This window comes from Dapis purpurea BLCC-M126, from assembly GCF_050015975.1.
Lineage (GTDB): Bacteria > Cyanobacteriota > Cyanobacteriia > Cyanobacteriales > Microcoleaceae > Trichodesmium.
The window spans coordinates 58,590-84,285 of sequence record NZ_JBNHER010000219.1 but is presented as its reverse complement, the minus strand read 5'-3'; the positions used below and the strand labels follow the sequence as shown (position 1 = coordinate 84,285).

Below are 25,696 nucleotides of genomic sequence, written 5' to 3'. Positions count from 1 at the left end.
ATTCCATTGAAAATATCCACTCAGGTATGAGCAAGATAAAAATATCGATCATTAAACTATAACCATCCTCTTTATAATTGGAAATTTTTCTGTTTAATTTCTCTAGGAGTCAGGAAAATTTTTACCCTTAATTTATTCCAACAAAACTTTGTCATTTTCATATTTTGTGATTTTTATGAGTAGAGTTATCCTAAACCTTAGATTCTGTAACTATAAAATCTTAAAATGTAGATATTCAACAAAACCTTAGAGGTCTAATTTAGATAAGTTGAGTCTTTTTACTTCACTAAATTTAGGAGTTTTAATTCCATGAATAATATTCTTAATTTACCTGTTGTAATTGGTTTGATTTTCTTTCGACTAGGGCTTTTGCCTATTACTAAAGTTTCTATTCGAGGAGCTGAAGTATTCCTCGGAAAACCTATAAACGTTTGGCAAAGATTTATTTTTATATGATTGGGTACACTATTTTTTGCTTTCTCATTTCACAAATATTTCATCCCTGATAAGCCCAACTCTATTACCTTTAATCGAATTGTTTGTCAACCATACAAAGATTATTTACGACTTCAAGGTGAAAGAATATTCTTGCGTTCTTCAGAATTTCAAAAGCTTAAACTACCTGTTAGTACAAAAGTTCAATTAACTGTTGATGTTGATGGTTCTGAAAAAAGTACATTACTTATTCTCGACAGTGACAAAAAGATCAATGAATGTCCGTTGCTAATCAGTTGAAAAATTCGCAGGACTTTGGGTATTGATGCTGATATATATGTTGCTCCTGGCGAAAAGGAAGATTTGAATAACCGTCCTGAGCTTCATTGAAAAGTCACTAGCAATACTACAATTAAAGCTGACTAAATTAGGTAGGTATAAGTAAATAAATTCGGGGTATTAAGTTGTATTATAGCCAAAGAAAAATGCCCCATGATAAAACGAAAATAATCACAGATAAATATCATTATCAAACAAAGTAATTAAGAGGAAAATCATCGAGTTTAGGTATAAAACATCAAAAAGGATTCACTTTTGCTGAGGTAATAATTTCACTGTTTATAATTTCTATATTAGCTACTATTGCTGCATTAAGTTGGATGAATTTTATTCAGAAGCAACGAATCAAAATAGCAGAATATCAAGTTATGAGAATACTCTCAGAAGCACAATCAAAAGCTAAGACAACAAAAACTTCTATCAGTGTTGAGTTTAAGACACTAGATGGTATTCCTTATTTCTCTAAACATCATCATAATGACACACCAAACTGGAAACCATTACTAAATGAGTTTGGGGTTAAACCTAGACAAATTGAGATATTTAGGCAGCTAAATAATCTAACCATAACATTTAATTATATAGGAGCAGTTTCTACACAAGTTCCATACACGATAAAAATAGGTGCTCCCAGTCACAACGCCGATTTTTCTTAGAGAAAATGCGTGGTTGTTTGGATGCTTTTAGGATGGAAAAGAATAGGCTCCAGTTTCTCTGAATGTCCAACACGTAAAGGAGCAACTCCAGCAAGGGGAAAAATTATTTATTTTTGACTTAACACATTCAATAAACTAGGATACTAAAGTTAAAGCTGACTAACTTCCATTGGTTTCTCTTTTGGTTTTCTTTCAAAGATAAATCGTGGCTTCAACAATACTCGCAATAATAACCAGAAAGATTGTAACTCACCAGGTGTTTCTCGTATTTGCCATTGCCCAGGGCGACAAAATAATAATTCTATTAATTGCCGTTTTTCAGATAAGTTTACTTTCTGAAACCTTACTTTGATACAAGGAAATTCTCCACTCATTTTTATATTGGCAATTTTCCCTGCTAAACAAATTTTTTCCTCAATAATTTTCAATCTGACTGGCAAATTTTTTCCTACTAAATTAGATGGAATTTTCTGATTAATCTCTATCTCAGCTCCCACCTCTGATATTTGTTTAGTTACCCCCCAAAATGTCTGATTATTAATTCGCAGTTTTACCACTCTCCGCAAATTAAACCATTCAAATATATCTGGTTTAGGTACATCTATTAATATCAACAATGCCACCCCAATCATTAATAAATTATACCCACTCCAAAATAATCCCAAATTCCAACCTTTTATCTGTTCCGTTAGTGTAAAACCACCATCAATAAACTTAGATAAATTAAACCATAAACTTATGGTATTAAATCCGAATAATAGAACCAACGGCCAAGCCAAATTCCAATTAAAAAAATAGCGATCGCTTTTAATTCCTTTAGGTGTAACTTTAAATCCTTGTGAGAATGGATATAGTAAAGATTTAATTATTGTTACTGCCAGAGGAAAAGCCAAAACAACACCATAAAAATTTGATAACATCGCCGATCTAGAACGATAATTTAGCCAAGAAAATACAGTTAAATTTACCAAATAATAAGGTATAAAGAAATACAAGTATTCAGCAACAGTAGCTTTAATTGGAATCACATCCAAAAAATTATAAGCCAATGGCATCAACAAAAAACCAAAAGTGCTAATGCTAGTAAACCAATGTAATATTGCCTGTGAATATGACAATCTTTGAATATAACCTAATCCAGAAATTGTCAGAGGATTAGAATTAATAAAAAATGCTTGTAAAGTTCCCCTTGCCCATCTTAATCTTTGAATTGCATGACTAGAAATATTTTCAGCAGCTAAACCAGCACTTAGTTTTTCCTCTAAATAAACCTGACGATAACCTTTAGCTGATAAACGAATTCCTGTAAAATAATCTTCACAAATTGATTCTGTAACAAATCCTCCCACTGATTCTAAAGCTTTTCTTCTCACAACAAAAGAAGTTCCTACACAACCAACTCCATCAGAACTATCTCGAATCGGTTGAACTTGTCGGTAAAATATTTCTTCTTCTGAGGTTAAGATATTTTCTAATCCTAAATTTCTAGAAATAGGGTCGATATTATAAAAGGTTTGAGGAGTTTGTACTAGAGTAATTTGTTTATTTTGAAAAAATCCTAAAGTCCGAATTAAAAAGTTTTTTGTGGGAATAAAGTCAGCATCAAAAACAACAATAAATTCACCGTTTGTTTTGCTAAGGGCGTGATTTAAATTGCCAGCTTTCGCATAAGCATTATTATCTCTAGTTAAATATTCACATCCTAATTTCTCAGCTAATTTTTTAACCGCTGGTCTCTTAGTATCATCCAATAAATAGACTTTTTTGTTAGGATAATCTATAGCCTGACAACCAATAACCGTACGTTCCAAAATAAATTCTGCTTCATCATAAGTAGGAATAAAAATATCCACAGACGGCAGAAAAGTTTGGTCTAAAATTTTCTGAGAAAAATAGTCTGCTTCTCCCCGACGAGGCTTGAATTTAAGCATCAAAAATAAAAGTAGAATACTACTACTTAGCGTCAAAAATTCCAGACCTAATAACCCTAAACTAAATATGCCGTTTACCGGGTCAATTAAATTTAAAGTTGAGAGCGATCGCCAGGATAAATAACGAATAGTTAAACCTAATAAAATCCCCACTACCAAAACTCGCGACCAGTTTTTTGGAGTAGGGGAAATTTTCATAATTCCTTGAGCAATTAAAAATAGTAAAATTGTCGGCAAAACTAAATATTTACTATTATCTGTTGGTACTTGTACCCATATAGGTGGATTTTCTTGAAAGTAATGAATTTGAGCAAAAAATTCATCTATCTGACCAATACCACTAAACCAAGCAACCATAATAATTGTTAATAGTGTTACTCCTCCTATTAACAATAATGTTGCCAAACGGAATTTCAGAAAAATCAGACTATTGAAGCGACTTTTGATATATTTTTTAGCAATATTTGAGGTAGTCATAGTCAGTCATCTCTAATAAGAGCAAATTAAACAAATAAAATTTTATAGTCTTCAAGTTAATACATTAATAATTAATCCTGAGATTCTCCTGAGAGTAATTTTTGATTTTTTACTAGAAAATACCGACTAAAAAATTAGGTTGCCTATTACAAATTACTGAAATAAACAACCTAATTAATATTGCTTAAAGAGACTAAAATATTTGCTAAAATTATATTTTTTCTCGAAACTCTGCCAAAACTTCTATCAAATCAGTCTGACACGGCATTGGTAACAAATCAATTAGAGGAACTTCCTTTCTACCAGCACCTAACTTAACAGGAACACCCTGTAATATTTCCATAACCTGACCTTCAGAAGGTACTTCTTCAGCTAAAATAGGATAAAACTTTTCTGCCAAAGTTAAATGTAGTTTCGCATCAGATAAGTAGAGATGCCAACCAGCAATATCAATATAAACTTTATCCCCTATTTCTGCTGCTAAACTTTCAATTATTTGTGTTGTACTAGCATTAGTCATTTCAGTTATCAGTTATCAGTTATCAGTTATCAGTTGAAATGGTGGAATAATCTGCAAGGACAAAAATATATACCCCATGAATCAACAATAACAACACCCAACCACCTGTTACCCAGATAGCCCAGGGCCAAGTTGCTGCTGTAAGATTACGAAAAAACCATACACCAGAATTACTGGCTGCAAAAATAGCTACATGAATAGCAAAATTCATTCGGTCATCCAACTTACGGAACTCTGGGTCATTACGGTCAGGTTTGCGAGGCCAACGAGGAGGCATAATACTTTTAAAAAAAATTTATTACTGTTCAGTTTCTTTAAATATTGTAAAGGCAACTCAGCAATTTGGAGATTATTTGAGATTATTGTTTATCTACTTAGATGTATTAACTGTTAACTATTGATAAGTCAGCCTCTCGCCTATTGAGACATTGAGACGAGGAAGATGCTCTAATTGACCGATAATTGAATCTTGATAGAACAGAACTAAATAGGCAAAAGGAAATAACTATCAGTAAAGATAACCAGTTCATTTTTTGCTGTATGGGATTAGTAGGTTAGGGTTAATTAACGAAACGATATGTAACCAAACAGTAAATATAAAATTTATTTTGCCTACTGGACTGACATTTATGCAATGGTTACCTGCGACAGATTGTTAAATGCCTCTGAGAGTCTAAATTTTAGCAGTAAATACGCACCCTACAAGTTTAGAACTAAATTAGCTGTGTGAGTCTGCTACCTACTCAATAATTTTAGTTTTGACTTTTGATTTTTGAGTTTTCACTTAAAGTATAATTTTCAGACTTACCGCCACTCTTACTCAACAGACGAATTAACTCAATAGAAATAGACTTCTCCAAAGCCTTAGCCATATCATACAAAGTCAAAGCAGCTACAGAAACCGCTGTCAAAGCTTCCATCTCCACCCCAGTTTCCGCTTTAGTCTTCACCATCGCCCGAATCTGATATCCAGGCAACTGTGGATCGGGAACCAACTGTACATCTATCTTTTGTAAAGGCAGTGGATGACATAAAGGAATAAGTTGGGCAGTTTGCTTGGCAGCCATAATTCCTGCTAACTTAGCAGTGCCCAAAACATCACCCTTTGGACTATTACCAGCTTGAATAGCCTCAAAAGTTTCTCGTAACATTCGCACTTGTCCCCCTGCCTCAGCTTGACGCAAAGTAGGCACTTTCGCAGATACATCCACCATATGAACTGCACCCTCAGAGTCCAAATGAGTTAAACTTTGCTCAAATTTAGAAAAATCCCTTGTCATTCTATTTATTCGTGCTATACTAAATTATTAGTGCGGAAGAAAAACTAATTCAAAAAAAGTTTCATCTAACGCCAAAGAAAAAAAGGGCCTGTAGCTTAGTGGATAGAGTGCGTGGCTACGGACCATGAGGTCGGGGGTTCGAATCCCTCCAGGCCCGTATTAATGATTAACATAATAAGTATCTTGCCCCTGACCAAAAGCAAATCTAATGGAATGGGGCAAATCTTTGTTTGATAAAGTAATAAATGTAGCTATTGCTATGCAAGCAAGACAAGCATCAACAGCAAACATACCTCTGTAACCAATTTGCTCGGCAACAAAACCGAAAGTAGGTCCAGCTAAAGCTAATCCTAAATCAAACCCACCAATACAAAGAGAAAAAAACTTACCTCTTTGATCTGGGGGACATCGGTCAGTCGTCAAAGTAATCATCATTGGTAAAACTAAACCAGCAGAAGAGCCTCCAAAAATAGCTGCTAGTAAAACCATGTTGCTGGTATTTGCAGTCCACAAAGTTAACATACTCAATAAGCTAAATACCAGACCCCCACTAATAAAAAGGCCACGACCAAATCTATCAGAAGCTCGCCCAGTAAAAATACGCATGATAAAACTAGCGATCGCCCTTACACTGTAAAAAAATCCAGCATTCAGAGCAATATTACTTTCCTGAATATACAGTGGCAGAAAAGTAACAGTTGTACCAAATATTAAACCTACTATCAACATAACAACAGCCGGAACCAAAACTCTACGACTTCCTAATATCTGCCAAAACTTTTGTTGCTCAAATTGATCGGAGTAGGAATTTTTTTCTACTATTGAATGTGGTTCCCAAACTAGACAACTACATAATAAGCTCATCATTCCTAAAGTAGAACAAATCACAAATAAAGGCACATAGCCAGTAGCTGCTACGAAAAACCCACCTATTGCTGGTCCAATAGCCATACCTATTGGAGTACATAAACTCATATAACCAATTAATTCTCCCCGGCGACCAGGAGGGGACAAGTCAGCAACTAAAGCAATATAACCAATGGTAAATCCAGCAATACTAATACCATGAAAAGCACGAACTACCATTAATAAAAGAAAAGACTTGAGTAGTAAATAGCCAAGTGGGGCGATCGCTGCTACACTTGTGCCAATCATCAGAACCAACTTTCGACTCTTACTGTCAGCCAATGGCCCTAAAACAAATCGTGATAGTAATAGCCCCACAGCAAAGCAACCCATAACAAAACCAATTTGTTGTTTTGTGCTTCCAATATGGTCTAGGTAAAGAGGTAAAGTAGGCAGTAAAGTAGTTATACTTGACCAAAATAATAAGCCAGCCAAGAATAAAATCATTAGACTACGCTGCTGCTGAGGGTCAAGTGTTCGGAATATTTTCACAGTTAAGTCACCCTGGATAAATTGTATCCCTATATTTTGTAACAAATTATTAAAACTTGTCCAACTTAACTTATCTATCAGAGAATCTTGAAAGAGGACTCCTGCTATAATTTTTAGATTTAGCGGTGAGATGAATTACAAGAACGCAAATTAATTGAGCGTTCCCCAATCCTTTGATATAGGTTTTTGAGATATTTAATAAGGTTTATAATTAAGAATATTGTGTGATATTATTCATAGGTTAGGAAACAAAAAAACGCCAATGTGATTGCTTTAACTGTAAGTATTCAAGTGAAGTAGTTAATTGATTGTTTTATGCATCTAAATGCTAAATGGTAATAGCTGAATGCTTACTTTTAACTTACCAGTATAAACTCAAATCTACAAAACAATAAGAAACAGGAATTAATCATATTCTTGATGTTTGTAAAACTGTATATAATTCTGCTTTGAGAGAGCGGAAGGGCTTGGTAAGTTTCGGCTGTTGCTAACATGAAACAAGAAAATCACTGATTAATAGTTTTTCAATTATTTATGAATATATTATTTCTGCTAATGCTGCCTACACTAATTACAATTGTCAAGCTAAAAATTTAACAGTAGCTAAGAAAACTAATCCTAGATTAAAGTCAGTTAATGCTCAAGTACAACTTAACTTTTCACTTCTTCTTTCTTTCTTCTTCCTTCTTACTTTTTTTGTTCCAACAAAGCTAAACCAGCAGCAAAAGTTTCAGCTAAAACACTAATCAAACGATAAAATGCAACACCACTTAAAACAATACCAGGAGAAAATTTTTGCTCAAGTAAAGTTAAAGCAGTTGCTTCAAATACCCCAACACCTCCAGGCGCTCCTGGCACAACTAAACCTAATAACCAGGCTAAACTAAACACACTAAATACTAATAAAATTTGATTAAATTCAATAGAATTGAACGCTAAAATTGCCAATAAAAATCCAGAACCTCGAAGCAGCACGAAATAAAATTATGCACAAAAAGGCTTGATTGGATAGTGCTCTAATTTTAATTCAGTAACTACCTCCGAATCTAATTTTTGACTTTTAATTTGATTTTAACTAAACCTTTAATTAGTTGGTTTAAAATTCGTGTATGAACAATAGAAATGACTGCCAAAAAACATAAAAACTGTAAAAACCAACTTTCTTGAGTAGAAACAACTAAAGCGACTCGTCAAGCTCCCACTGCCATTAAAAGTGGTTCTATTAACACACTTAAAATTTTAATTTAAACAGGTACTCCTACTTGTTTTGTTGCAGCAATTTGACTATAAAAATGCTAGATATTTCCAGAAAAATACTTGGCAACATTTGTGCACAGATATAATCTAATTGCCCACCGCAAATTAACTTTTTGATCAAACTCTTTAATGATCCAAAACCAGACAACTCACGACCATATATGAGCCATAATTGTGACAACAAAAGCGATCGCTAAATAAACTATTCCAAGCTCAGTAATACGAAGTTATATAACTTGCTGCCAATTATCTTTCAGGGTTTTTGCAAGACAAAATACTGTTCCTCCCAGAATCATCCAGCGCAGATAAGGTTTAAGGTGGAACAAGATTTTCTTCATATCATATTAGAATATTAGTATTGTAGTTTAATAGTAGTAAAGTTAGCAAATTGTTAACTATAGATACTGATAATAAATCAAGTCAAATTTATCCACTACGCTTCTTCCCATAACTTATATAGCAATTTCCACAAGGAGTGATGTACAAAATTTCTTTGTTTTAGGCAGTATGGGAGTAGGGGAGGAGAAAAAGAATTGTACCTACCATGCTTGATAAACACTATAGTGTTTCCAGGAAGAAAAAAGTAATATTTTATAGCCTCAAAAATTTAAATATACACTAATTTCAGGAAATTATTTCACATTTAAAATTTGAAACTATTTATGACATCTTTAAAGTGAATTGGTATTAAAAAGTAGACAAATATTTAACAAGATAAGCTCATTTAATATCAATTTAATATTTGCCCAACCTATACTAAGTCAAGAGAGAGCAAAAAAACTGAAGTATTAACGTGCCCAAACCAATTTCATCTTGCCTATTATCTTCTGATAAAAACATTTTTTCACGTCAAACTACTGAGTATTTTCATAACTTCTAACTACTCTTGCTGCACTCCGAAATAGTTGATAGTATCTTTGACTAACTTCATCCCCCTCTTCAGAAAATACATCAATGGCAATGCCATTACGACCATGACTTTTTCCATAACTATGAATATAATGTCTTTCTCCCAAATATCATCCTACATGATCTGTTATTTCACCAGTGCCAAAAAACACCAAGTCTCCAACTATAAGTCCATCGTTTAATTCATATTTGTCTAGGGAAATTTTTTGACAAAAAGCTTCTTGCTGATTAGCATCTCTGGGTATCCAAATACCAACAGAAACAAAAGCAGTTTGAATTAGACCATAACAATGATAGTTAGGCCCAACTTTACCTCCCCAAAGATAATAATTAGAAGTATTTATAGCTTTATAGGTAAAAGCAATTACTTCTGGTAACTTATCTCGAATTTCAGCATCATTAAAAATTTGAGGTTTGTCAACAGTTGGTGCAGGTTTAATCTTATCAAAGTCTTTATTTACTAACCACCCAGAATAATCATCCTCTAGAAGTTTCACCATAACTGCATTCCCAGATTTTTCCTGAGATTAAATGATTTGTAAATGTCGTCCACTTGCTGCTTGAGTTGCCAAAGAGTCACATTTATCAAAGTCATAAATATTTATATTAGCCCGGCATTGGTACTCAATAGTATTAGATAATTTATAATTAGTCACTGATGGAAATTTTAGATATATTTATTTTCAAGAAAAAAGATTTTTTCAGCCCTTTTAATCAAATGTTGAAGCCTCAGCCAGTATTCCGGGCTTAATTAAAAATACTATAGTAATCATATTTTGGGTTATTTATAAAATAATGAGGGAACAATAAACTGGGAAAAGATGTGGTAGTTTCAAATTTTGTATATAGCAATTCCTATACTTGTGAAGTCAAAAATTCGTTGTTTTTAGGCAGCAAGGAGTAGGGACTAGGGAGGAATAATTAGAGAAACAGCGAATATAAAATCAGAAAAACAACCGTACCTCAGTAACTTAATAAACTTTAAATATATAAATTTGGGATTTTTTACATAAAATTTAAGAAAACTAGAAATTTAAATTGCCACCTTTTATTCAAATCAGTATCCCTAAAAACATACCTAATTTAAAATCAACGGAGAATAATTAGCTAAAAATAATTCCCTCCTGCGAGAGATTGAAAAAAAATATATATAAACTAACTGATTTCGTATATTATTAGGTAAACATTTTTTCCAGTTCGCGAATATTATCTAACTATTCACTTTCCTTTTCTGTATGACAAAAAAATAAGGTTTCAAACCTCCCCTTTCAAGGGGATAAAAAAGAAAATTCCAGATTTTTTTGCTTCCCTATTACAGAAAATACTGATAACTAATAACTGATAACTAATAACTAATAACTGAAATGACCTTCTTTGATAAAGATGAACAGTTAAATATCCTGGGTAAAGAAATTATACAAGCAACCAAGTTAGAATTTTCAGAACTAAATTGTGAGCAAATTGCCATAACTTGGCTAGTTTACCATTCACCAAAAGCTAGAAATATTAAGAATCCCACAGAATTTTGCCAAAAGCAAGTGCGTGGTTGGAGCGATCGCGGTGATGAGCGGATATATCCTGGAAGAATAGTCCATTTATTTTATCTTGTAGCTATTTATGAATGGCTAGAGAAAGGAATGGTCAAAACTTCACCAGAGTTTGAAAGAGCAATTCGAGATATGATTCTTTCTTCAAATCACGATGCGACTGGTTTAGTTGTAGACGTTTTAACGGGAACTACCAGTGGACCAGAATTATCACCTGGACCTTTTCAAACTTGGAAATATCAACGTAATTTTGTCAATCGTTATTTTCAATCTCTCAAGTGGCCTGAGTTAAAATCCATCAATATTAATCAAAAAACATGGTCTGATGGCCCTTATGGTCGGGAACGCATTTTTGAAGGATTATTGATGGAAAATCGGAATATACTCACAACTAATGCTACAGCTCGTTTATTACATAGTATTGTGGGTGGGATTGCAGTATCTCCTCAAGCCTCGGAGAAAATGATGAATTTGTTAAGGAAAAATCCTAGGCAAGAAGATGGAAAAGATGGAACCAAAGGTCAAACTATAGGATTTCTAGATGAGAACCTTCCTCAAAATGGTAATGTATGGTCTACAGGAATTATAGATACCTATGTACGTCACAATTTTGCTTATCTAGAATTACCAAATCTTCAGCCATATCTCTTAGTTGTATTTATAGAAGGCAAAGAGATTAGTAGGAATGAGAGAATATTACCTTATATTTCCCAAAAATTTGTAGAGGCAATGAAAAAATTGTGAGCAAAACAATGAAGGTAAGGCCCTGGAAAAGTGTTTGATCGAGAATAAAAAGGTTGTAGCTTAAAGGTTTTAGATAACAAAAGTTTACTCCACACCTATAACTTAAAAGCTACAACTTTTTTCAATTATTTGATTTAACTACTAGAAAGTGCAAAGTTCTTGAAATAACTATTGCTAGCTAAGGCTTTCAGCAGTGCAAATTTTAAAAACTCTTTATTTGGAGCTGTAAGTACTGTAAGGCTTTTAAAGTAATAAGTTCAGCCTTAAAAGCAAATTGTTTTTGGGAAGAACTTTCTACTCTCGAGTTAACTATTCAATTTGACCAAAACCAAAAATCAAGGTGTCAAGCTTCACCTTTTCACGGGATGAAAAAATAAGTTTCAGTATTTAAAACCTCTAGCTTCAGCTACTGGTACTGATAACTTAAATAACGGAGAGGGAGGGATTCGAACCCTCGGTACGGGGTTCTCCCGTACAACTCATTAGCAGTGAGCCGCTTTCGACCACTCAGCCACCTCTCCCTGGGTAACAGATATTTATTATAACAGATGTTTTTTTGTTATGGCAAGCCTATTTTCAAATTATTTTCATTCTCAATTTTCAACTGGAGCAGTTAGAAGTTAGGAGTTAGGAGTCAGGAGTCAGGAGTCAGGAGCTATTTCCCTCTTTAAAGGTGGGGAAATAGCTCTGATTTACACATTATAAATTTAGGAATTTTATACCTACGCATCAATAACGCCAGACCTACCTATTCAGTATCTACTTAGAGTTAACCATAATAAATACACATTCATTTAAGATCAAAAAAAATAAGACATATCAGACGGATTAAATGTAAGATTTGTTCCAAAAAAAATTAGATGAATCCGTAAATTGGGTAATTGACAATAAACAAGACTATGGTAGACTGTAAAATGGTTATCTTTCTTGTTAAAAGAAAATTATCAAAAACTTCTGAAAGTTTGGAAACCAGCATCTTTAAATTATGGTGGGAGCAAAAATGCTTCGATAGTTTTTAAACTTTAGTTAAATATGATCTAATTTGTATAAGTACAAAAATCTTTAACAATATGGTGAAAACCTGATAGGTTTGGGATATTTCAGTTAAATGGTAATTAATTGAAAAATTTAATTCGGTGCAATGCACTCTGTTGTTAGCCCGTCCCTCAGTAGGTTGTTATTTAAATTGAGTGAATCGACTAATACTAAAACATACAAAACTATGCTAAACAGTACATCAATTAGAACTTTCTAAAAAATGTATCTGTTGTAGCATAAAACTTCCTGGCCTAACTTGGAGAAACAAGAATTATTTGATCGCTTAAGGATTGAATAAAGGGGAACAATCATTATACTTGTAATGTCTGAGTTCACAAGGGTTAAGTTTTCCCTATAAACAAAGATATAAATGAACGAAAAGGTCATCTATACAGAATCTAAAAATTAGCTCTTTGAGCAAATCACAGATAAATTAGCAATAGTAAATTCTAAAAAACGAGGTAAGTAAGTGAGTGAAGTAGTAATTCCAAATCCAACCACACCATCAGTAGATATACCTGACCCAGATGTTAATGATGGAGGACGTATCCGAGTAGGAACTCCAGGAGCAGATCGTCTTGGGGGAACAAATGGTTCTGACAATATTTCAGTTTTGTCTGGTGATGACTTTGTATCAGCAGGTCCTGGTAATGATGTAGTGGTATTAGGTGATGGTTCTGATACTGCAATTGGTGGAACTGGCTCTGACTCTATAGAAGGTAACCGAGGAAATGACTCCATAGACGCAGGTATAGGAGATGATAGTGTCAGAGGTGGTAGAGATAATGATAATATAGACGGTGGCGCAGGAAACGACATTCTCTTCGGCGATCGCGGGGATGACATAGTAAGCGGTGGAGAGGGAGATGACAACATACAGGGTAATGCAGGTGTTGATTTCCTAGAGGGTGATGCAGGTAATGATACTCTTGAAGGAGGTAAAGATACTGATAGTCTAGATGGTGGTATAGGCGATGACTTCCTATCTGGTTCAAGGGGTAATGATGTTTTAACAGGTGGCGCTGGAGCTGATAGTTTCTTCTTCTGGTTTAATGCAGATGGTAGTTATGGAGTTGACACCCTGACAGACTTCAATAGAGGTGAGGGAGATAAGATAGTTCTAGCTGCTAACTTCCCAGTTCCAGAAGATGCGAGATTTAACGCTTTAACAGGTACAACTACTGGCTCTCCACTATCAGCAGATCAGTTTGCAGTCATTGAGAACTTCAACCCTGCAGATCCTGGGGACAATGGTGCAGGAAATGCAGCAGCGATAATTTATGACCCTGCAAATGGTCTAATTTACTACAACGCATCACAAGGTTCTGGTGATGAAAATCAATTTGCTCAGGTTGATAATACTATTTATGATGCTGCTAACCCATTACAAAATACTGACTTTGAAATCTTCTAAGTCTAGTTATTAATAAATGTGGTTTTAAATATGGGTATAACCCAAGAATGAAGATTATGATTCCCTCCTAACTTTAGGGGGGAATTTTGTTTTGGTTTTATATAGTAGGAGCAGGCTCCAGGTTAAATTAACGAGTTTAACAATCAGATTAAATAAACCCGCACCAAAATCTAAATATCATTTGATAATTTGTAAAAGCACTAACTTAACTCAGAACCCTTCCCTACATTTGGCAACATTTAAAATTTTAATTATATCATTGGAGTCTGGGCGGGTTCATCTAATATAGTTGTTTCAAATAAAAATGAGACAGCTAAATTTTTAATTTTAAAGGATTATATCAAGCTTAAGTGTCTCAATCTTAACTGGAATAACTATAGTTTGTAAAACCATTAACTTAACTCGGCATCCCCCCCTACATTTGGCAAAATTTTAGGGGTGTTGATTCACTACAATATTGACAGAATAATTCTATGCTAGTAGCAGAGAAAAATGTCATTGATAGATAAGGATGAAAATAGAAAAACATCTCAGATTAGCAAAATCATACTTAACTGAAGGCAAATTAAGTCAAGCAATAGTAACCTGTCAACAAGTTTTAGAAATACAGCCAAACTCTGCTGATGCTTACAGAATATTAGGGAAAAGTTATGAAGCAGAAGATAATTTTGATGAAGCTATGTTTGCTTATACAAAAGCTTTGGAGATTGAGCCAAAATATGCAGAAGTTCATGCTTTTCTCGGTCAATTGTATAGTCATAAAAAGTGGTTAAGTGAAGCAGTTAATCAATATCAAAAAGCGATTTCTTTAGGACTGGAATCGCCGGAATTATATTATAATTTAGGTAATATAAAACATCAATATGGAGATTTGGAAGGTGCAGTTAACTGTTATGAAACAGCGATTATTCTAAAACCAAATTATCTTAAGGCTTATTTGAGCTTGGGTATTGTTTTTGAATTGCAAATAAATTATCAAGCAGCAGTTGATGTTTATAGAAAGTTAATAGAATTAAAGCCAGATTTTGTAGAAGCATATAATAATTTAGGTGGCGTTTTAGCCGATATGAATCGAAGGTCAGAAGCTATTGAAATTTATCAAAAAGGTTTAGCTCTAAAATCAGATTCGGCAGATTTATATAATAATCTTGGTTTTACTTTATTAAAGGAAAATCCGATAGAAGCGATCGCTGCTTATTATAGTGCTATCGAATTAGACCCTAATTTTATTAAGGCGCATTATAACTTAGGCAAAGCATTACAAATTATTGGGGAGCATGAATTAGCAGTAAAATATTTTCAAGAAGTTATTAGGCTGAAGGGAGAAACAGATTGTGTTTTAGCCTATAGTGATTGTGCTTTTTCTTTAATGACTATAGGAAAATTTGCACCTGCTTTTGTTTACTTAAAAAATGTAATTACTAATCATCAATTTGTTGATGGCTATTGTCGGGTATTAGAGGCGAAGTTAGGAAATCCTGAAAATGCAATATCTGATGAACTGTATTTGACAAAAGTAGCAGGCTTGAATTTTCTCAAAGAATTGCAAAAATTAGATAATTATTCGGAAAATTCTCAGCAGCAGTATCAGAATATATTTCAATGTTTGTTGCAATATTATGTTAATTTTGGCAATGTCTTGATGGAAAGTGGGTATTATGAAGGTGCTGAAGATTTTTATCAAAGAGCGTTACAAATCAAACCAATTTCTGCAGACGTTTATTGGCTATTAGGAAATAGTCTAGTTAAACAAAAACGGTTAAATTCAGCAATTATTAGTTATCAAATATCTCTGCAAATATTACTGAGTGAAAATAGAATTGATGAGACGACAAAGATTTACTTTGAGTTGGGTAAGGTTCTGGAAAAACAGCAAAGATGGCAGGAAGCAATAGATTATTACAGTAAAGTCTTATCAGCAAAAAAAGAACATATATTAAATAATGATTTTTCACCTTATAAAAAGTTAGAGGGATTATATTTATCCACAAAAGATTGGTTGCAAAAATTAGATAGCAAGAATTATCAGAAACGATATATAGAAGTAAGACTAGAAAAATTAGCGACAGAATATATAGAAGAAACTTCTAAATCTCCTATTCAGGTAAATGTTGAAAATAGGAAGAAAGATTTAGAATGTCAAGGGTTAAATTGTAATGAATGTTTAAAGCAAATTTATCAGTGGTTTAACCCGAAATCTCTTGTTCAAGGGGTATATAGTCTTAGTATTCAGGATGAGCTTGGGAAAAATATTGATGTTTTGAGTCAGGAAAGATCCCCCCTTCAAAAGGGGGGGACTAGATCCCTATCTGTAAGTAAAGATGGAAGTATACCTACTTTGACAAAAGATGCAAAAAATGGTATTTCAGGATTTGCCTACTTTCAGAAACTTTCCCAGAGTCCTACCTTTGTAACTATAGTACAGTCGGGAAGAGCTTGGATAATGCCCAAGAAAAATTACTGGAGACTATGTTACGGCATTGCTATTATGACTCCAGATAACTATTTATTGGGAGATTTGTCTAGGGAATATCCATCTCCATTACCAGGATGCACAAAACATGACCCAAGTCAACATCGGATTTTTGGCTTTGAAAAATTGCCCCCCCTAGAGAAAATTAATGGTAAGGTAGCAGTATTATCGGTATTGTCAGGAAATGTATATTTTCATTGGATGGTAGACTTACTGCCGAGAATAGAAATATTGCGCCAGGGTATTAATCTAGAAGAAATAGATTGGTTTGTAGTTAATGACTATCAACAACCTTTTCAACGAGAAACACTAAAAAGTCTTGGTGTTAGAGAAGAGAAGATTTTGGCAAGCGATCGCCATCCTCACATTCAAGCAGAAGAGTTGGTTGTACCCTCATACCCTAGTTATTTGGGATGGTTACAACCATGGGGATTAAAATTTTTAAGAGAAGTATTTCTCAGAGGTATAACTAATAATAAGTCGGATTTTTCCGAAAGAATATACATAGGTAGAGGTAATGCTAGGTATCGCCGGGTAATGAATGAACCAGAAGTGGTAGAGATATTAAAGCAGTTTGGTTTTACATGCATTACTCCAGAGTCAATGTCTCTAGAAAATCAGATTGCCACTTTTGCCCATGCCAAGATTATAGTCGCTCCTCATGGAAGTGGTCTAACAAATATAGTATTCTGTAACCCAGGGACAAAAGTTATCGAACTTTTTTCACCCCACTATCTCAGATACTATTATTGGCATATTAGCCGATTATTAGGATTAGAGCATTACTTTCTAATTGGTGAAACATTTAGTTGTTATCCGATTAGAAATATAATGTATGAAAGTTCCTTAGTGGAAGATATTTTAGTGAATTTAGATTCACTGAATCAAATGCTCAAAGTTATAGGTATTTGATGAAGTCAGAAGTTAGAAGTCAGAAGTCAGAAGTTAAATGATTTTAGTTTTTAAGGAGAATTAAGGGTTATGAATAAGAAGGTCATCAGCTATTGTTGAAGTCGGAAGTCAGAAGTTAAATTATTTGAGTCTCTAAGGAGAATTAAAAGTTATAAAAATCTCATCAGTTAACTATAGTAGTTACTTGTATATGTTCAAAAGCTTTTTGCGTAGCATTCCGCAGGAAAAGCGGAATGGTTCTAAACAAAAGGATGAGAAAGTCAAAAAATATTGGCAGAAAAAGTAAGTCAAAGTTTTACTTTATTCCTTCTTCCTTCTTCCTTCTTCCTTACTTTTACTAAATGAGAAAGTCAAAAATTATTGGCAGAAAAAGTAAGTCAAAGTTTTACTTTACTCCTTCTTCCTTCTTCCTTCTTACTTCTTCCTTACCTTATTAATAGTAGCCCAAAAAAGAGAGAAAATGGCATCAACAAATCCTCCTGAAAGCGCAGCAGAAAATTTCCACAAAAAAGCAGAAGCTTATTTAGCTCAAAAGAAATTTGAGGAAGCGATCGCGTCCTGCGAATTAGCTATAAAAATAGAAGAAAATTATTTTCCTGCCTACAAAACTTTAGGCAATGCTTGGCAAGTACAAGGAAAATTAGCAGAGGCAGAAAATTGCTATAAAAAGGCGTTAGAAATCAAATCAGATTGGCCGGAAGTATATGCTAATCTAGGTAGTTTATATGCCATGCAGCAAAAATGGCAAGAGGCTATATCCTATTATCAAAAAGCTGTAAATCTCAAACCAGATTTTGCTGGAGCTTATCGTAATATGACGAAAGTCTGGTTAAGTTTGGGCAATCAAAAATCTGCTACATATTGTCAATATAAGGCATTATCTCTAGAACCAGAAAAATCAAATCCAGAAGAAGTGATGAGTTTAGGAAAAACTCTTCAGCAACAAGGTAGTTTAGATGAAGCAATATCTTGTTATCGCATGATAATTAAATTAGATAATAACTCATCAGAAGCTTATCAAAATTTAGGGGAAGCTTTAAAACAGCAAGGAAAATTAGATGAAGCGACAGTTTGTTTTCGGAAGGCAATAGAATTAAAAGTATCTAATACAAAAATAGAGAATTCAGATGATATTTCATCAGCTAGTCAATATAATTTAATTTCTAGTCAAGAGTTAAATCCCAGAGATACTTTAGTAGGCAGTTTAAATAATAATCAGGTTAATGGTAATGATACCCTGGTAGCTTCTGAACAGATAAATAATATTCCGCCCCAACCAACTCTTTCGACGATTAATCCTGAAGATATAGAAACTTATATGGTAGTGGCAGAGACTTACCTTAATCAGAAAAAATGGGAACAAGCAATTGCTGTAAGTCAGAAAATTATTCAAGTTAAAACAGAACCCAAAGCTTATAAAATAATCGGCAATTCTTTACAAGCTATGGGTAAATTACAAGAGGGATTAGATTGGTACAATAAAGCATTAGAAATTAAGCCTGATTTTGGGGAAGTATATGCAAATATAGGCACGATATTTGCTCAACAAAAACAGTGGGAACAAGCAATACAATCTTATCGAAGAGCAATTGCAATTAAACCAGACTTTGCCGGAGCATATAGAAATTTAGCGAAAATCTATACTCAGGTTAATCAGTCAGCAGAAGCAGCAGAATATTTGTATCAAGCACTTAGATTAGAACCAGGAAAAGCTACGGCAGAAGAATTTTTATTCGTTGGCAATACTCTGGGCGAAAATAGTCAGTTAGAACAGGCGATAGCTTGTTATCAAGAAGCAATTAAGTTAAAGCCTCAGTTAGTAGAAGCTAGTTATAAATTAGGAGAAATCTTAATTCAAAATGGGCAGTGGGGAGAAGCAATTGCTTGTTATCAAAGAGTAATATCTGCTAATCCAAAGAATTTAGAAGCTTATCAAAAATTAGGAGATGGTTTACTAAATCAGGGGCAGTTAGAGCTAGCTTTACAGAATTATCAAAAGGCTCAACAAATAGAACCAAATAATACAGAATTTCAGCAAAAAATCGGAGAAATTTATTACATATATGGAGAAGCTTTCCAAGAACAAGGAAAAGTAGAAGAGGCAGTAAAAGCTTATAGCCAAGCAACAGAAAATTATCCACAATTCGATATACCTTATGGAAAATTAGGGGAAATTTTCTCGCAACAGGAAAAATGGGAAGAAGCTGTCAAAGTCTATCAAAAAGCAAGTGAAATAAAACCAGATAATTCTTGGTACCACAACAGTTTAGGAGAAGCTCTGAAGAAATTAGAAAAATGGGAAGAAGCTGTTGAACCTTATCGTCGAGCAATAGAATTAAATCCTGACTTTTCTTGGTCTCATAATAACTTAGCAGACTGTCTATTAAAACTAGAAAAATGGGAAGAAGCTGTTGAACCTTATCGTCGGGCAATAGAATTAAATCCTGACTTTACTTGGTCTTATATTAACTTAGGAAATACTCTTTGGGAAGCTGGAAATTGGCAAGAGGCAATAGAACCCTATCGTCGGGCTTTAGAATTAAAAGCAGATATGCCAGAAGCTTATCAAAAATTGGGAGATTCTCTGAAAAAACGTGCTGAATTAGACCTCGAAGAATCAATTAAATGGTATAAGAAAGCCATAGAAAATAATCCTGATAATGAGCAACTTTATCACAAAGCGCTAGAGGTTAAGCCAGAAGACCACAAACTTTATTTACAACTAGGTAATACATTAGTAAAAAAAGGGAAAACTCATGGAGCGATCGCCTTTTATCAGTTGGGATTACAAATTAATCCAGACGATGAGGAAATTAAGGCACAATTAGAAAAGATATTACCTAAAAAAAACATTCAGGTAAAAAATTCTCCACCCCTAGTAAAACTAGAAACTCAAGTTAATAATTCACCGCAAAACTTAGCTCCCGATATATCAACTTCAGTCAACAGTCATCCTGCTGAATCTAATATAGAAACCGAAAAAGAAGATGCCTATCAATTATGGCTCAAGGAAAACTTACCTAACTCAGACAAACTAAACAAAATGTCGGAAAATTTAGACACTTTCCGATACCAACCATTGATCAGTATTATCCTGCCAGAAAAAAAAGCATCTCCAGAGTTTCAAGAGACAATTGAATCAGTAATAAATCAAGTTTATCCTAACTGGGAACTTTGCTATATTGCTGACGAACTGCCGCAAAATATAGAAGTAGAAAACAGAATTAAATTAGTCTTAAAAAGTGAAAACAGAGATATTGCCACAGACTTAAATTCTGCTGTAGCATTAGCAACAGGAGATTTTGTTACTCTCTTAAATCCTGACGATCTATTAACTCCAGATGCTCTTTATCAAATGGTATTATTTCTGAATAAACATCCAGATTCAGATATGGTTTATTCAGACGAAGATAAATTAACTACTGAAGGAAAATTAACTCAACCTTACTTTAAACCAGATTGGTGTCCCGATTCATTTTTATCTCGAATGTATACAGGTCATTTGTGTATATATCGCCGAGAATTATTGGAAAAATTAAACGGTTTTCAAGTCGGATATGAAAGTAGTTATGAATATGATTTAATTCTCCGCTTAAGCGAAGCAAGTCAAAAAATATTCCACATTCCCAAAGTACTTTATCACAACAGAATCTCTAAAAATGGAGTAGAAAAAGATTGGGAAATATCAGAAGAACTTGTGAAGAAAGCATTGACCGAAGCATTAACAAGAAGGGGAGAAACAGGAACAGTTTATAGCGTACCTAACCATCATGGATTTTATCGAATTCGCTATCAAATTTCCGATCAAAAATTAGTCAGTATAATCATTCCTACTCGAAATTTAGGAAATATTTTAGATAGATGTTTGGAATCAATTTTTACTAAAACCACCTATCCAAATTATGAAGTAATAGTAATTGATAACGGCAGTGATGAACCAGAAACATTATCTATTATTGAGAAGTGGAAAAATCAACAACCAGAACGCTTCAAATCTTATGAACTGAATATTCCTTTCAACTTCTCCAAACTAAATAACTTTGCTGTAGAAAAAGCAGAAGGTGATTATTTACTATTCTTAAATAATGACACAGAAGTAAAAACTGCTGAGTGGTTAGAAGCAATGGTTGAGCAAGCGCAAAGAGAAAAAATAGGAGCTGTCGGCGCTCTATTATTATATCCAGATAATACAATTCAACACGCCGGAGTTGTATTAGGAATGCGGAGTATTGCAGATCATAGTCACCGAGGTTTTTCTCCCACTGATGCTGGATATAAAGGTCAAATTATTTCTGTTAATAATTATTCTGCTGTAACTGCCGCTTGTTTAATGTGTCGTCGAGAAGTATTTGAACAAATTGGAGGATTTGATGAAGAGTTAGCAGTAGCATTTAATGATGTAGATTTATGTTTAAAAATGCTGCATAAAGGTTATCGAAATATTTATATACCTCACGCTGTTTTATATCACCATGAATCAAAAAGTAGGGGAGTAGAAAATACCGGAGAAAAACAAAAACGTTTCCAAAAAGAAATTCAAGATATGAAGCAAAGGTGGAAACATTTAATAGACGAAGATCCTTGTTATAATCCTCATTTAACTAGACAACAAGAAGACTTTAGTTTAAGGATTCAAACAAATGTAGAAGTTGCTGTTTCTCTCTATGAAAAAGATGCAGAAATAGTTGGTTGTTCTATAGATGAACCAAAATCAGGAATAAAGAAAGATATTAGTTCTATTTGTATAGGTGGTTGGGTAGTAGGAAAAAAATCTCCTCCAGTTTCAATAGAATTTATTTCTGGTGGTAAAGTAATCAGAGAAGTTCCTGCTAATTTACATCGTCCGGATGTAGGAGAAATTCATCCAGAATTTCCAGAAGCTAAATATTGTGGTTTCTGGGGAGAAATAGAAGTAATTGAATTTGCGCCAGAGATAAAAATTTCCTTAGAAGCTATTCTCAAAGATGGTTCTCATGTCCGACTGGGGATGGTGAATTTAAAGTGCCCTAGTTTGATTTAAAAGTGAAGAGGGAATAAGGAAAAACAATCAAGATAGTTGTCTAAAATAAATGAGTATTTCCTATTCCCTCTTTTCTGGAAATGTCTAATTTTAAAAGGTAATTTTAACTGAATTGGAAAATTATTATCCTCAGTTTTGCTATCAACTTTCTCTCTGTAGTGTTGATGATTATTACTACTAGAAATATCCCAAGGAATAGGATTAATTTCTGCTTCTGTTAAAACCTTAATTATGTAGGAACCGAATGCTTTTGATAGAAGTGGTGGTACAGCATTACAAATTTTTGTGTAGTTTTCAGAGGCAAAAATCACCAAACTTGGGGATGTTTCTCCGGAATATACGGTTTTATCTTAGAAGTATTAAGTAAAGAAAGAAATAAACCAATAAATTTTAGGAGAATTTTCCTATGAATATTCAAACTAATTTCAACAAAATTGTTCGCCTGGGTTTAGTTGTTTTAACTGCTACTTCTTTATCTTTTGCAACTATAACTCCTGCAAAAGTTGCTTTTGCTCAACCAACACAGAAAAGTGTAAGTCCAGATGTAATTAACGAAGGGATGAACGGAACATGGAATTTACAGTGGAAAGTCAACGGATGGTTACATAGAGGTCGTTTGAGAATGGATGGAAATTTTGGAACTATGATTGTGAATGTAACTGGACCTAATGGTAGAAGAGTTTACGCTGAACAACAAATGAATATGGTTCCTGATAGAAATGGTTATATTCTTCAAGGTAGTAGACCTACTTATCCTGGTAGTGATGCGATAAACGGTAACTATCAACCTGATAGTTTTTATATTGAATCAGATTATCATGGTAGTTGGAAAATGAGAAATTGTTCTGATTATCATGGTTGTATTCCAGTCAGAATGACAAGAATTGACCGATAAATTCAATCAAGTTTAATCAAGTTATTCTAGGGGTAGGTTTGGCAAAAAAAACTGTAAGTATTCCCCAATAAATACTAAAAAAGAGCTGCTCCAATTCATTTTAGACAGGTATCTCTATTTATTTTTCCCTTTTTTTTCAATATTTACTTCCTCTTCCTTATTCCTTCTTCCTTCTCAATCATTAATTGAACCATCAGGCATAACTGTTCCTCTCAGAATTACTCCACCTAAATCTGTATTAGTAATAACTGCACCTTCTAAATTAGCATTACTTAAATTAGTTTCTTGTTTATAACCTCGGAAAGAGAAACTATGAAAATCTGCTCCACTTAAATTAGTATCAGCAAGATTAGCATATTCTAAGTTAGTACCATGGAGACTAGCATTACTTAAATTAGCTGCTTCCAAATTTGCTCCCCAGAGTCTTGCTTCTAATAAACTAGCATCAGTTAAATTAGCATTACTCAAATTTGCCATAGTCAAATCAGCTTCCAATAAACGAGTACCAGTTAAATTTGTATTTGTTAAATTTGCTCTGTTAATATCTGCTCTATATAAGTTAGCTTTTTCTAAATTAGCTCCTGTTAAATTAGCTCCTGTTAAATTAGCTCCATTCAAATCTGCACCTTGGAAATTTACACCAGTTAAATTAGCTCCCGAAAGGTTAGCATTCTCTAAATTAGAGTTGTGGAAATCTGCTCTACTTAGGTCGCATTGTTTCCATAAGAATGATACACACCAATTATCTTGTAATAGATGATTAATATCTTCAGAATTAGCTGCGATAACTGGTGCAGATAAACTCAAGTAGATGAAAGAAATGACCAAACTAACAGTTGCTAAAAATTTCATTGCTAAAGTTATTTTAATTGAACTTAAATTAATTTTGTTTGAACCAAGAAAGCAAACTTTATCCAAAATAGATAAAATGTAAAATTCGCTAGTACAACTTCCAACACAATCATAATAAGTAGAAATTGTCTAGCGAACTAAGTAAAGCTTTGACTCGTACCATTAATTAACCAAAACGTAAAGCATAGTCATCAGTATTTACTGCAAAAATGTTATTTTGAACATCTTCTATAGAAGTTTCTTCAACTACACCTAATATAAAGCTACTATCAAGCAGTCTAATTACAGCATCTCCATCGACTAATTCATAAGTTAAACCATCAGAAGGAATAAACTCAGCAATTATGATAATTTGATCTTCGGTAGGAGTGAAGTCAGTAATTCTGTTAGCTTCGTCTATTTCCTCTACTTCATCATTTTCAACAACATCAGTTCGCAGAATAAAACTATCTGCACCCGCACCACCTGTCAGAATATCAGCACCATAATCGCCAATTAGATAATCATCTCCGACTCCACCTATTAATTCATCATCTCCTTTTCCACCGCGTAACCAGTCATTACCTTCTAAACCGAAAAGGGAATCATTACCTTGATTTCCACTGATGACGTCATTACCATCGCTACCTAATATCTGATCATTACCTTCTAAACCCATCATTACTAAGGAATCATCAACTTGACTTACTTCAAGTATATCGTCACCATCGGTAGGGTCATTTTCATCATCTTCATCAACATCACTAGCTATTTCATCACCTTCACCATCATTTTCATCTGTTTCTTCATCGCTTGTTTCTTCATCTGTTTCTTCATCTGTTTCTGAGTCTTCATCTCCTTCCCCACTAACTTCTTCATCAATAGTTGCTGGGATTTGAGTAGCGAGTAGCTCTGAATCTATAGATTCCCCAATTTCTGAATTGTTATTATCAGAATCAGCATTATTCTCAGAGTCGTCATCCATTGAGACAAGATAGTTTACTTTATTTGCGCCATCCTTATTAGCATATTCATTGAGCAAATCAGAATCAGTAACAATATCTGATACCCTACTAGGAATATTCCCTTCTACTACCCTAGCTGCAAGGATGCGATCGCCTTCTCGGAGTTCTTGTACAACATCAAAACCATCGGTAACTTCACCAAATACTGCAAAACCACCATCTAGATCGGTTGCATCTTCCACAGGGAAATAAAACTGTGAAGAAGCTGTATCTAATACTGAAGTACGAGCCATAGCTATTACCCCTGCTTCGTGAGATAATGCCACAGGTTCATCAACTATCTCGTTATAAACAATTTCTCCTGTTTCTGCAACTTCGATTTCCAGGGGTATTTCTCGTTCTTCACCTGTTTCTGGGTCAATATAACCCCCCGCACCTAAATCATCAATAGGAAAATCAGGGTCTCGACCTTGGGGATCTCCACCTTGAATCACAAACCCTTCTACAAATCGGTGGAATGCTAGAGAATCATAGACATTTTGCTCTACCAAGTCAGCAAAATTAGCTGCTGTTACTGGAGCGCTTGAGGAATTGAGTTGAATGGTAATTTTTTCTTTTTCGCCAGCTTCTTCTTGATTTTCAGTATCTTCTTGTT

20 protein-coding genes, 2 tRNA genes and 1 pseudogene are annotated in these 25,696 nt (G+C 33.9%); 10 read left to right on the top strand and 13 right to left on the bottom strand.

The window, feature by feature from the left end; translation table 11 throughout:
- Positions 1-309: 309 nt before the first annotated feature.
- The 4 genes and pseudogenes from ACP6PL_RS19745 (at position 310) to ACP6PL_RS19730 (ending at position 1,430) form a co-directional block, all read left to right on the top strand.
- Positions 310-456 (top strand): hypothetical protein, encoded by a 147-nt coding sequence (locus tag ACP6PL_RS19745; RefSeq protein WP_426546979.1) that lies wholly within the window; start codon positions 310-312, stop codon positions 454-456.
- Positions 457-735, top strand: a complete 279-nt coding sequence (locus ACP6PL_RS19740) for a hypothetical protein (RefSeq protein ID WP_426546978.1) — start codon at positions 457-459, stop codon at positions 733-735. It begins immediately after the preceding gene.
- Between the two features lie 269 nt (positions 736-1,004).
- Positions 1,005-1,076, top strand: a pseudogene (locus ACP6PL_RS19735) (prepilin-type N-terminal cleavage/methylation domain-containing protein); the annotation flags it as partial.
- 18 nt (positions 1,077-1,094) lie between these two features.
- A complete protein-coding gene (locus ACP6PL_RS19730; RefSeq protein WP_426546977.1) occupies positions 1,095-1,430 on the top strand; it encodes a hypothetical protein in 336 nt (111 codons plus the stop codon).
- A 149-nt stretch (positions 1,431-1,579) separates the two neighbouring features.
- On the opposite strand, the gene ACP6PL_RS19725 is transcribed toward ACP6PL_RS19730, so the two are convergent.
- The 4 genes from ACP6PL_RS19725 to moaC all read right to left on the bottom strand — a co-directional run bounded on the left by ACP6PL_RS19725 (position 1,580) and on the right by moaC (position 5,638).
- Positions 1,580-3,838, bottom strand: coding sequence for a glycosyltransferase (locus ACP6PL_RS19725; protein WP_426546976.1), 2,259 nt, complete (start codon positions 3,836-3,838; stop codon positions 1,580-1,582).
- 211 nt (positions 3,839-4,049) lie between these two features.
- Positions 4,050-4,358, bottom strand: a complete 309-nt coding sequence (locus ACP6PL_RS19720; RefSeq protein ID WP_426546975.1) for a DUF3181 family protein — start codon at positions 4,356-4,358, stop codon at positions 4,050-4,052.
- Between the two features lie 22 nt (positions 4,359-4,380).
- Positions 4,381-4,635 (bottom strand): 2TM domain-containing protein, encoded by a 255-nt coding sequence (locus ACP6PL_RS19715; protein ID WP_426546974.1) that lies wholly within the window; start codon positions 4,633-4,635, stop codon positions 4,381-4,383.
- 475 nt (positions 4,636-5,110) lie between these two features.
- Positions 5,111-5,638, bottom strand: a complete 528-nt coding sequence (moaC, locus tag ACP6PL_RS19710) for a cyclic pyranopterin monophosphate synthase MoaC (RefSeq protein ID WP_426546973.1) — start codon at positions 5,636-5,638, stop codon at positions 5,111-5,113.
- A gap of 84 nt (positions 5,639-5,722) precedes the next feature.
- Here moaC and ACP6PL_RS19705 point away from each other — a divergent pair.
- Positions 5,723-5,795 (top strand) — tRNA-Arg (locus ACP6PL_RS19705).
- Positions 5,796-5,797: 2 nt separating this feature from the next.
- Here ACP6PL_RS19705 and ACP6PL_RS19700 read toward each other — a convergent pair.
- The 5 genes from ACP6PL_RS19700 to ACP6PL_RS19680 form a co-directional block, all read right to left on the bottom strand.
- Entirely contained in the window at positions 5,798-7,036 is a 1,239-nt protein-coding gene (locus ACP6PL_RS19700) for an MFS transporter (protein ID WP_426546972.1), read from the bottom strand.
- A gap of 687 nt (positions 7,037-7,723) precedes the next feature.
- Positions 7,724-7,927, bottom strand: coding sequence for a hypothetical protein (locus ACP6PL_RS19695; protein WP_426546971.1), 204 nt, complete (start codon positions 7,925-7,927; stop codon positions 7,724-7,726).
- A gap of 1,220 nt (positions 7,928-9,147) precedes the next feature.
- Positions 9,148-9,309, bottom strand: a complete 162-nt coding sequence (locus tag ACP6PL_RS19690) for a hypothetical protein (protein ID WP_426546970.1) — start codon at positions 9,307-9,309, stop codon at positions 9,148-9,150.
- A gap of 3 nt (positions 9,310-9,312) precedes the next feature.
- Positions 9,313-9,702, bottom strand: a complete 390-nt coding sequence (locus tag ACP6PL_RS19685; RefSeq protein ID WP_426546969.1) for a C40 family peptidase — start codon at positions 9,700-9,702, stop codon at positions 9,313-9,315.
- A 27-nt stretch (positions 9,703-9,729) separates the two neighbouring features.
- Positions 9,730-9,858, bottom strand: a complete 129-nt coding sequence (locus tag ACP6PL_RS19680) for a hypothetical protein (protein ID WP_426546968.1) — start codon at positions 9,856-9,858, stop codon at positions 9,730-9,732.
- Between the two features lie 708 nt (positions 9,859-10,566).
- On the opposite strand from ACP6PL_RS19680, the gene ACP6PL_RS19675 reads away from it, so the two are divergent.
- On the top strand, positions 10,567-11,493 hold the full coding sequence (locus tag ACP6PL_RS19675; RefSeq protein WP_426546967.1) for a serine hydrolase: 927 nt from the start codon (positions 10,567-10,569) through the stop codon (positions 11,491-11,493).
- Between the two features lie 431 nt (positions 11,494-11,924).
- On the opposite strand, the gene ACP6PL_RS19670 is transcribed toward ACP6PL_RS19675, so the two are convergent.
- Positions 11,925-12,014, bottom strand: a tRNA-Ser gene (locus tag ACP6PL_RS19670).
- 986 nt (positions 12,015-13,000) lie between these two features.
- On the opposite strand from ACP6PL_RS19670, the gene ACP6PL_RS19665 reads away from it, so the two are divergent.
- The 3 genes from ACP6PL_RS19665 to ACP6PL_RS19655 all read left to right on the top strand — a co-directional run bounded on the left by ACP6PL_RS19665 (position 13,001) and on the right by ACP6PL_RS19655 (position 22,350).
- Positions 13,001-13,945 carry a calcium-binding protein gene (locus tag ACP6PL_RS19665; protein ID WP_426546966.1) on the top strand — a complete coding sequence of 315 codons (945 nt, stop codon included), beginning with the start codon at positions 13,001-13,003 and terminating at the stop codon, positions 13,943-13,945.
- Between the two features lie 511 nt (positions 13,946-14,456).
- Positions 14,457-17,330, top strand: coding sequence for a tetratricopeptide repeat protein (locus ACP6PL_RS19660; protein ID WP_426546965.1), 2,874 nt, complete (start codon positions 14,457-14,459; stop codon positions 17,328-17,330).
- A 460-nt stretch (positions 17,331-17,790) separates the two neighbouring features.
- Complete coding sequence (locus ACP6PL_RS19655; RefSeq protein ID WP_426546964.1) at positions 17,791-22,350, top strand: tetratricopeptide repeat protein; 4,560 nt, start codon at positions 17,791-17,793, stop codon at positions 22,348-22,350.
- Here ACP6PL_RS19655 and ACP6PL_RS19650 read toward each other — a convergent pair.
- A complete protein-coding gene (locus ACP6PL_RS19650; RefSeq protein ID WP_426546963.1) occupies positions 22,347-22,661 on the bottom strand; it encodes a hypothetical protein in 315 nt (104 codons plus the stop codon). The two genes, ACP6PL_RS19655 and ACP6PL_RS19650, sit on opposite strands and share 4 nt — an antisense overlap.
- 95 nt (positions 22,662-22,756) lie before the next feature.
- Between ACP6PL_RS19650 and ACP6PL_RS19645 the strand changes: the two genes are divergently transcribed.
- Complete coding sequence (locus ACP6PL_RS19645; protein ID WP_426546962.1) at positions 22,757-23,245, top strand: hypothetical protein; 489 nt, start codon at positions 22,757-22,759, stop codon at positions 23,243-23,245.
- Between the two features lie 174 nt (positions 23,246-23,419).
- Here ACP6PL_RS19645 and ACP6PL_RS19640 read toward each other — a convergent pair whose 3' ends face one another.
- Together ACP6PL_RS19640 and ACP6PL_RS19635 are read right to left on the bottom strand one after the other, a co-directional pair.
- Positions 23,420-24,097, bottom strand: a complete 678-nt coding sequence (locus tag ACP6PL_RS19640; RefSeq protein ID WP_426546961.1) for a pentapeptide repeat-containing protein — start codon at positions 24,095-24,097, stop codon at positions 23,420-23,422.
- Between the two features lie 166 nt (positions 24,098-24,263).
- Positions 24,264-25,696, bottom strand: a 1,433-nt coding sequence (locus tag ACP6PL_RS19635) for a peptidylprolyl isomerase (protein ID WP_426546960.1), incomplete at its 5' end; no start/stop codon positions are given.

Coding starts and splice junctions, on each gene's coding strand:
- ACP6PL_RS19745 (WP_426546979.1), top strand. CDS start 310: ATGAATAATATTCTTAATTTACCTGTTGTAATTGGTTTGATTTTCTTT.
- ACP6PL_RS19730 (WP_426546977.1), top strand. CDS start 1,095: ATGAATTTTATTCAGAAGCAACGAATCAAAATAGCAGAATATCAAGTT.
- ACP6PL_RS19725 (WP_426546976.1), bottom strand. CDS start 3,838: ATGACTACCTCAAATATTGCTAAAAAATATATCAAAAGTCGCTTCAAT.
- ACP6PL_RS19720 (WP_426546975.1), bottom strand. CDS start 4,358: ATGACTAATGCTAGTACAACACAAATAATTGAAAGTTTAGCAGCAGAA.
- ACP6PL_RS19715 (WP_426546974.1), bottom strand. CDS start 4,635: ATGCCTCCTCGTTGGCCTCGCAAACCTGACCGTAATGACCCAGAGTTC.
- moaC (WP_426546973.1), bottom strand. CDS start 5,638: ATGACAAGGGATTTTTCTAAATTTGAGCAAAGTTTAACTCATTTGGAC.
- ACP6PL_RS19685 (WP_426546969.1), bottom strand. CDS start 9,702: ATGGTGAAACTTCTAGAGGATGATTATTCTGGGTGGTTAGTAAATAAA.
- ACP6PL_RS19675 (WP_426546967.1), top strand. CDS start 10,567: ATGACCTTCTTTGATAAAGATGAACAGTTAAATATCCTGGGTAAAGAA.
- ACP6PL_RS19660 (WP_426546965.1), top strand. CDS start 14,457: ATGAAAATAGAAAAACATCTCAGATTAGCAAAATCATACTTAACTGAA.
- ACP6PL_RS19655 (WP_426546964.1), top strand. CDS start 17,791: ATGGCATCAACAAATCCTCCTGAAAGCGCAGCAGAAAATTTCCACAAA.
- ACP6PL_RS19645 (WP_426546962.1), top strand. CDS start 22,757: ATGAATATTCAAACTAATTTCAACAAAATTGTTCGCCTGGGTTTAGTT.
- ACP6PL_RS19640 (WP_426546961.1), bottom strand. CDS start 24,097: ATGAAATTTTTAGCAACTGTTAGTTTGGTCATTTCTTTCATCTACTTG.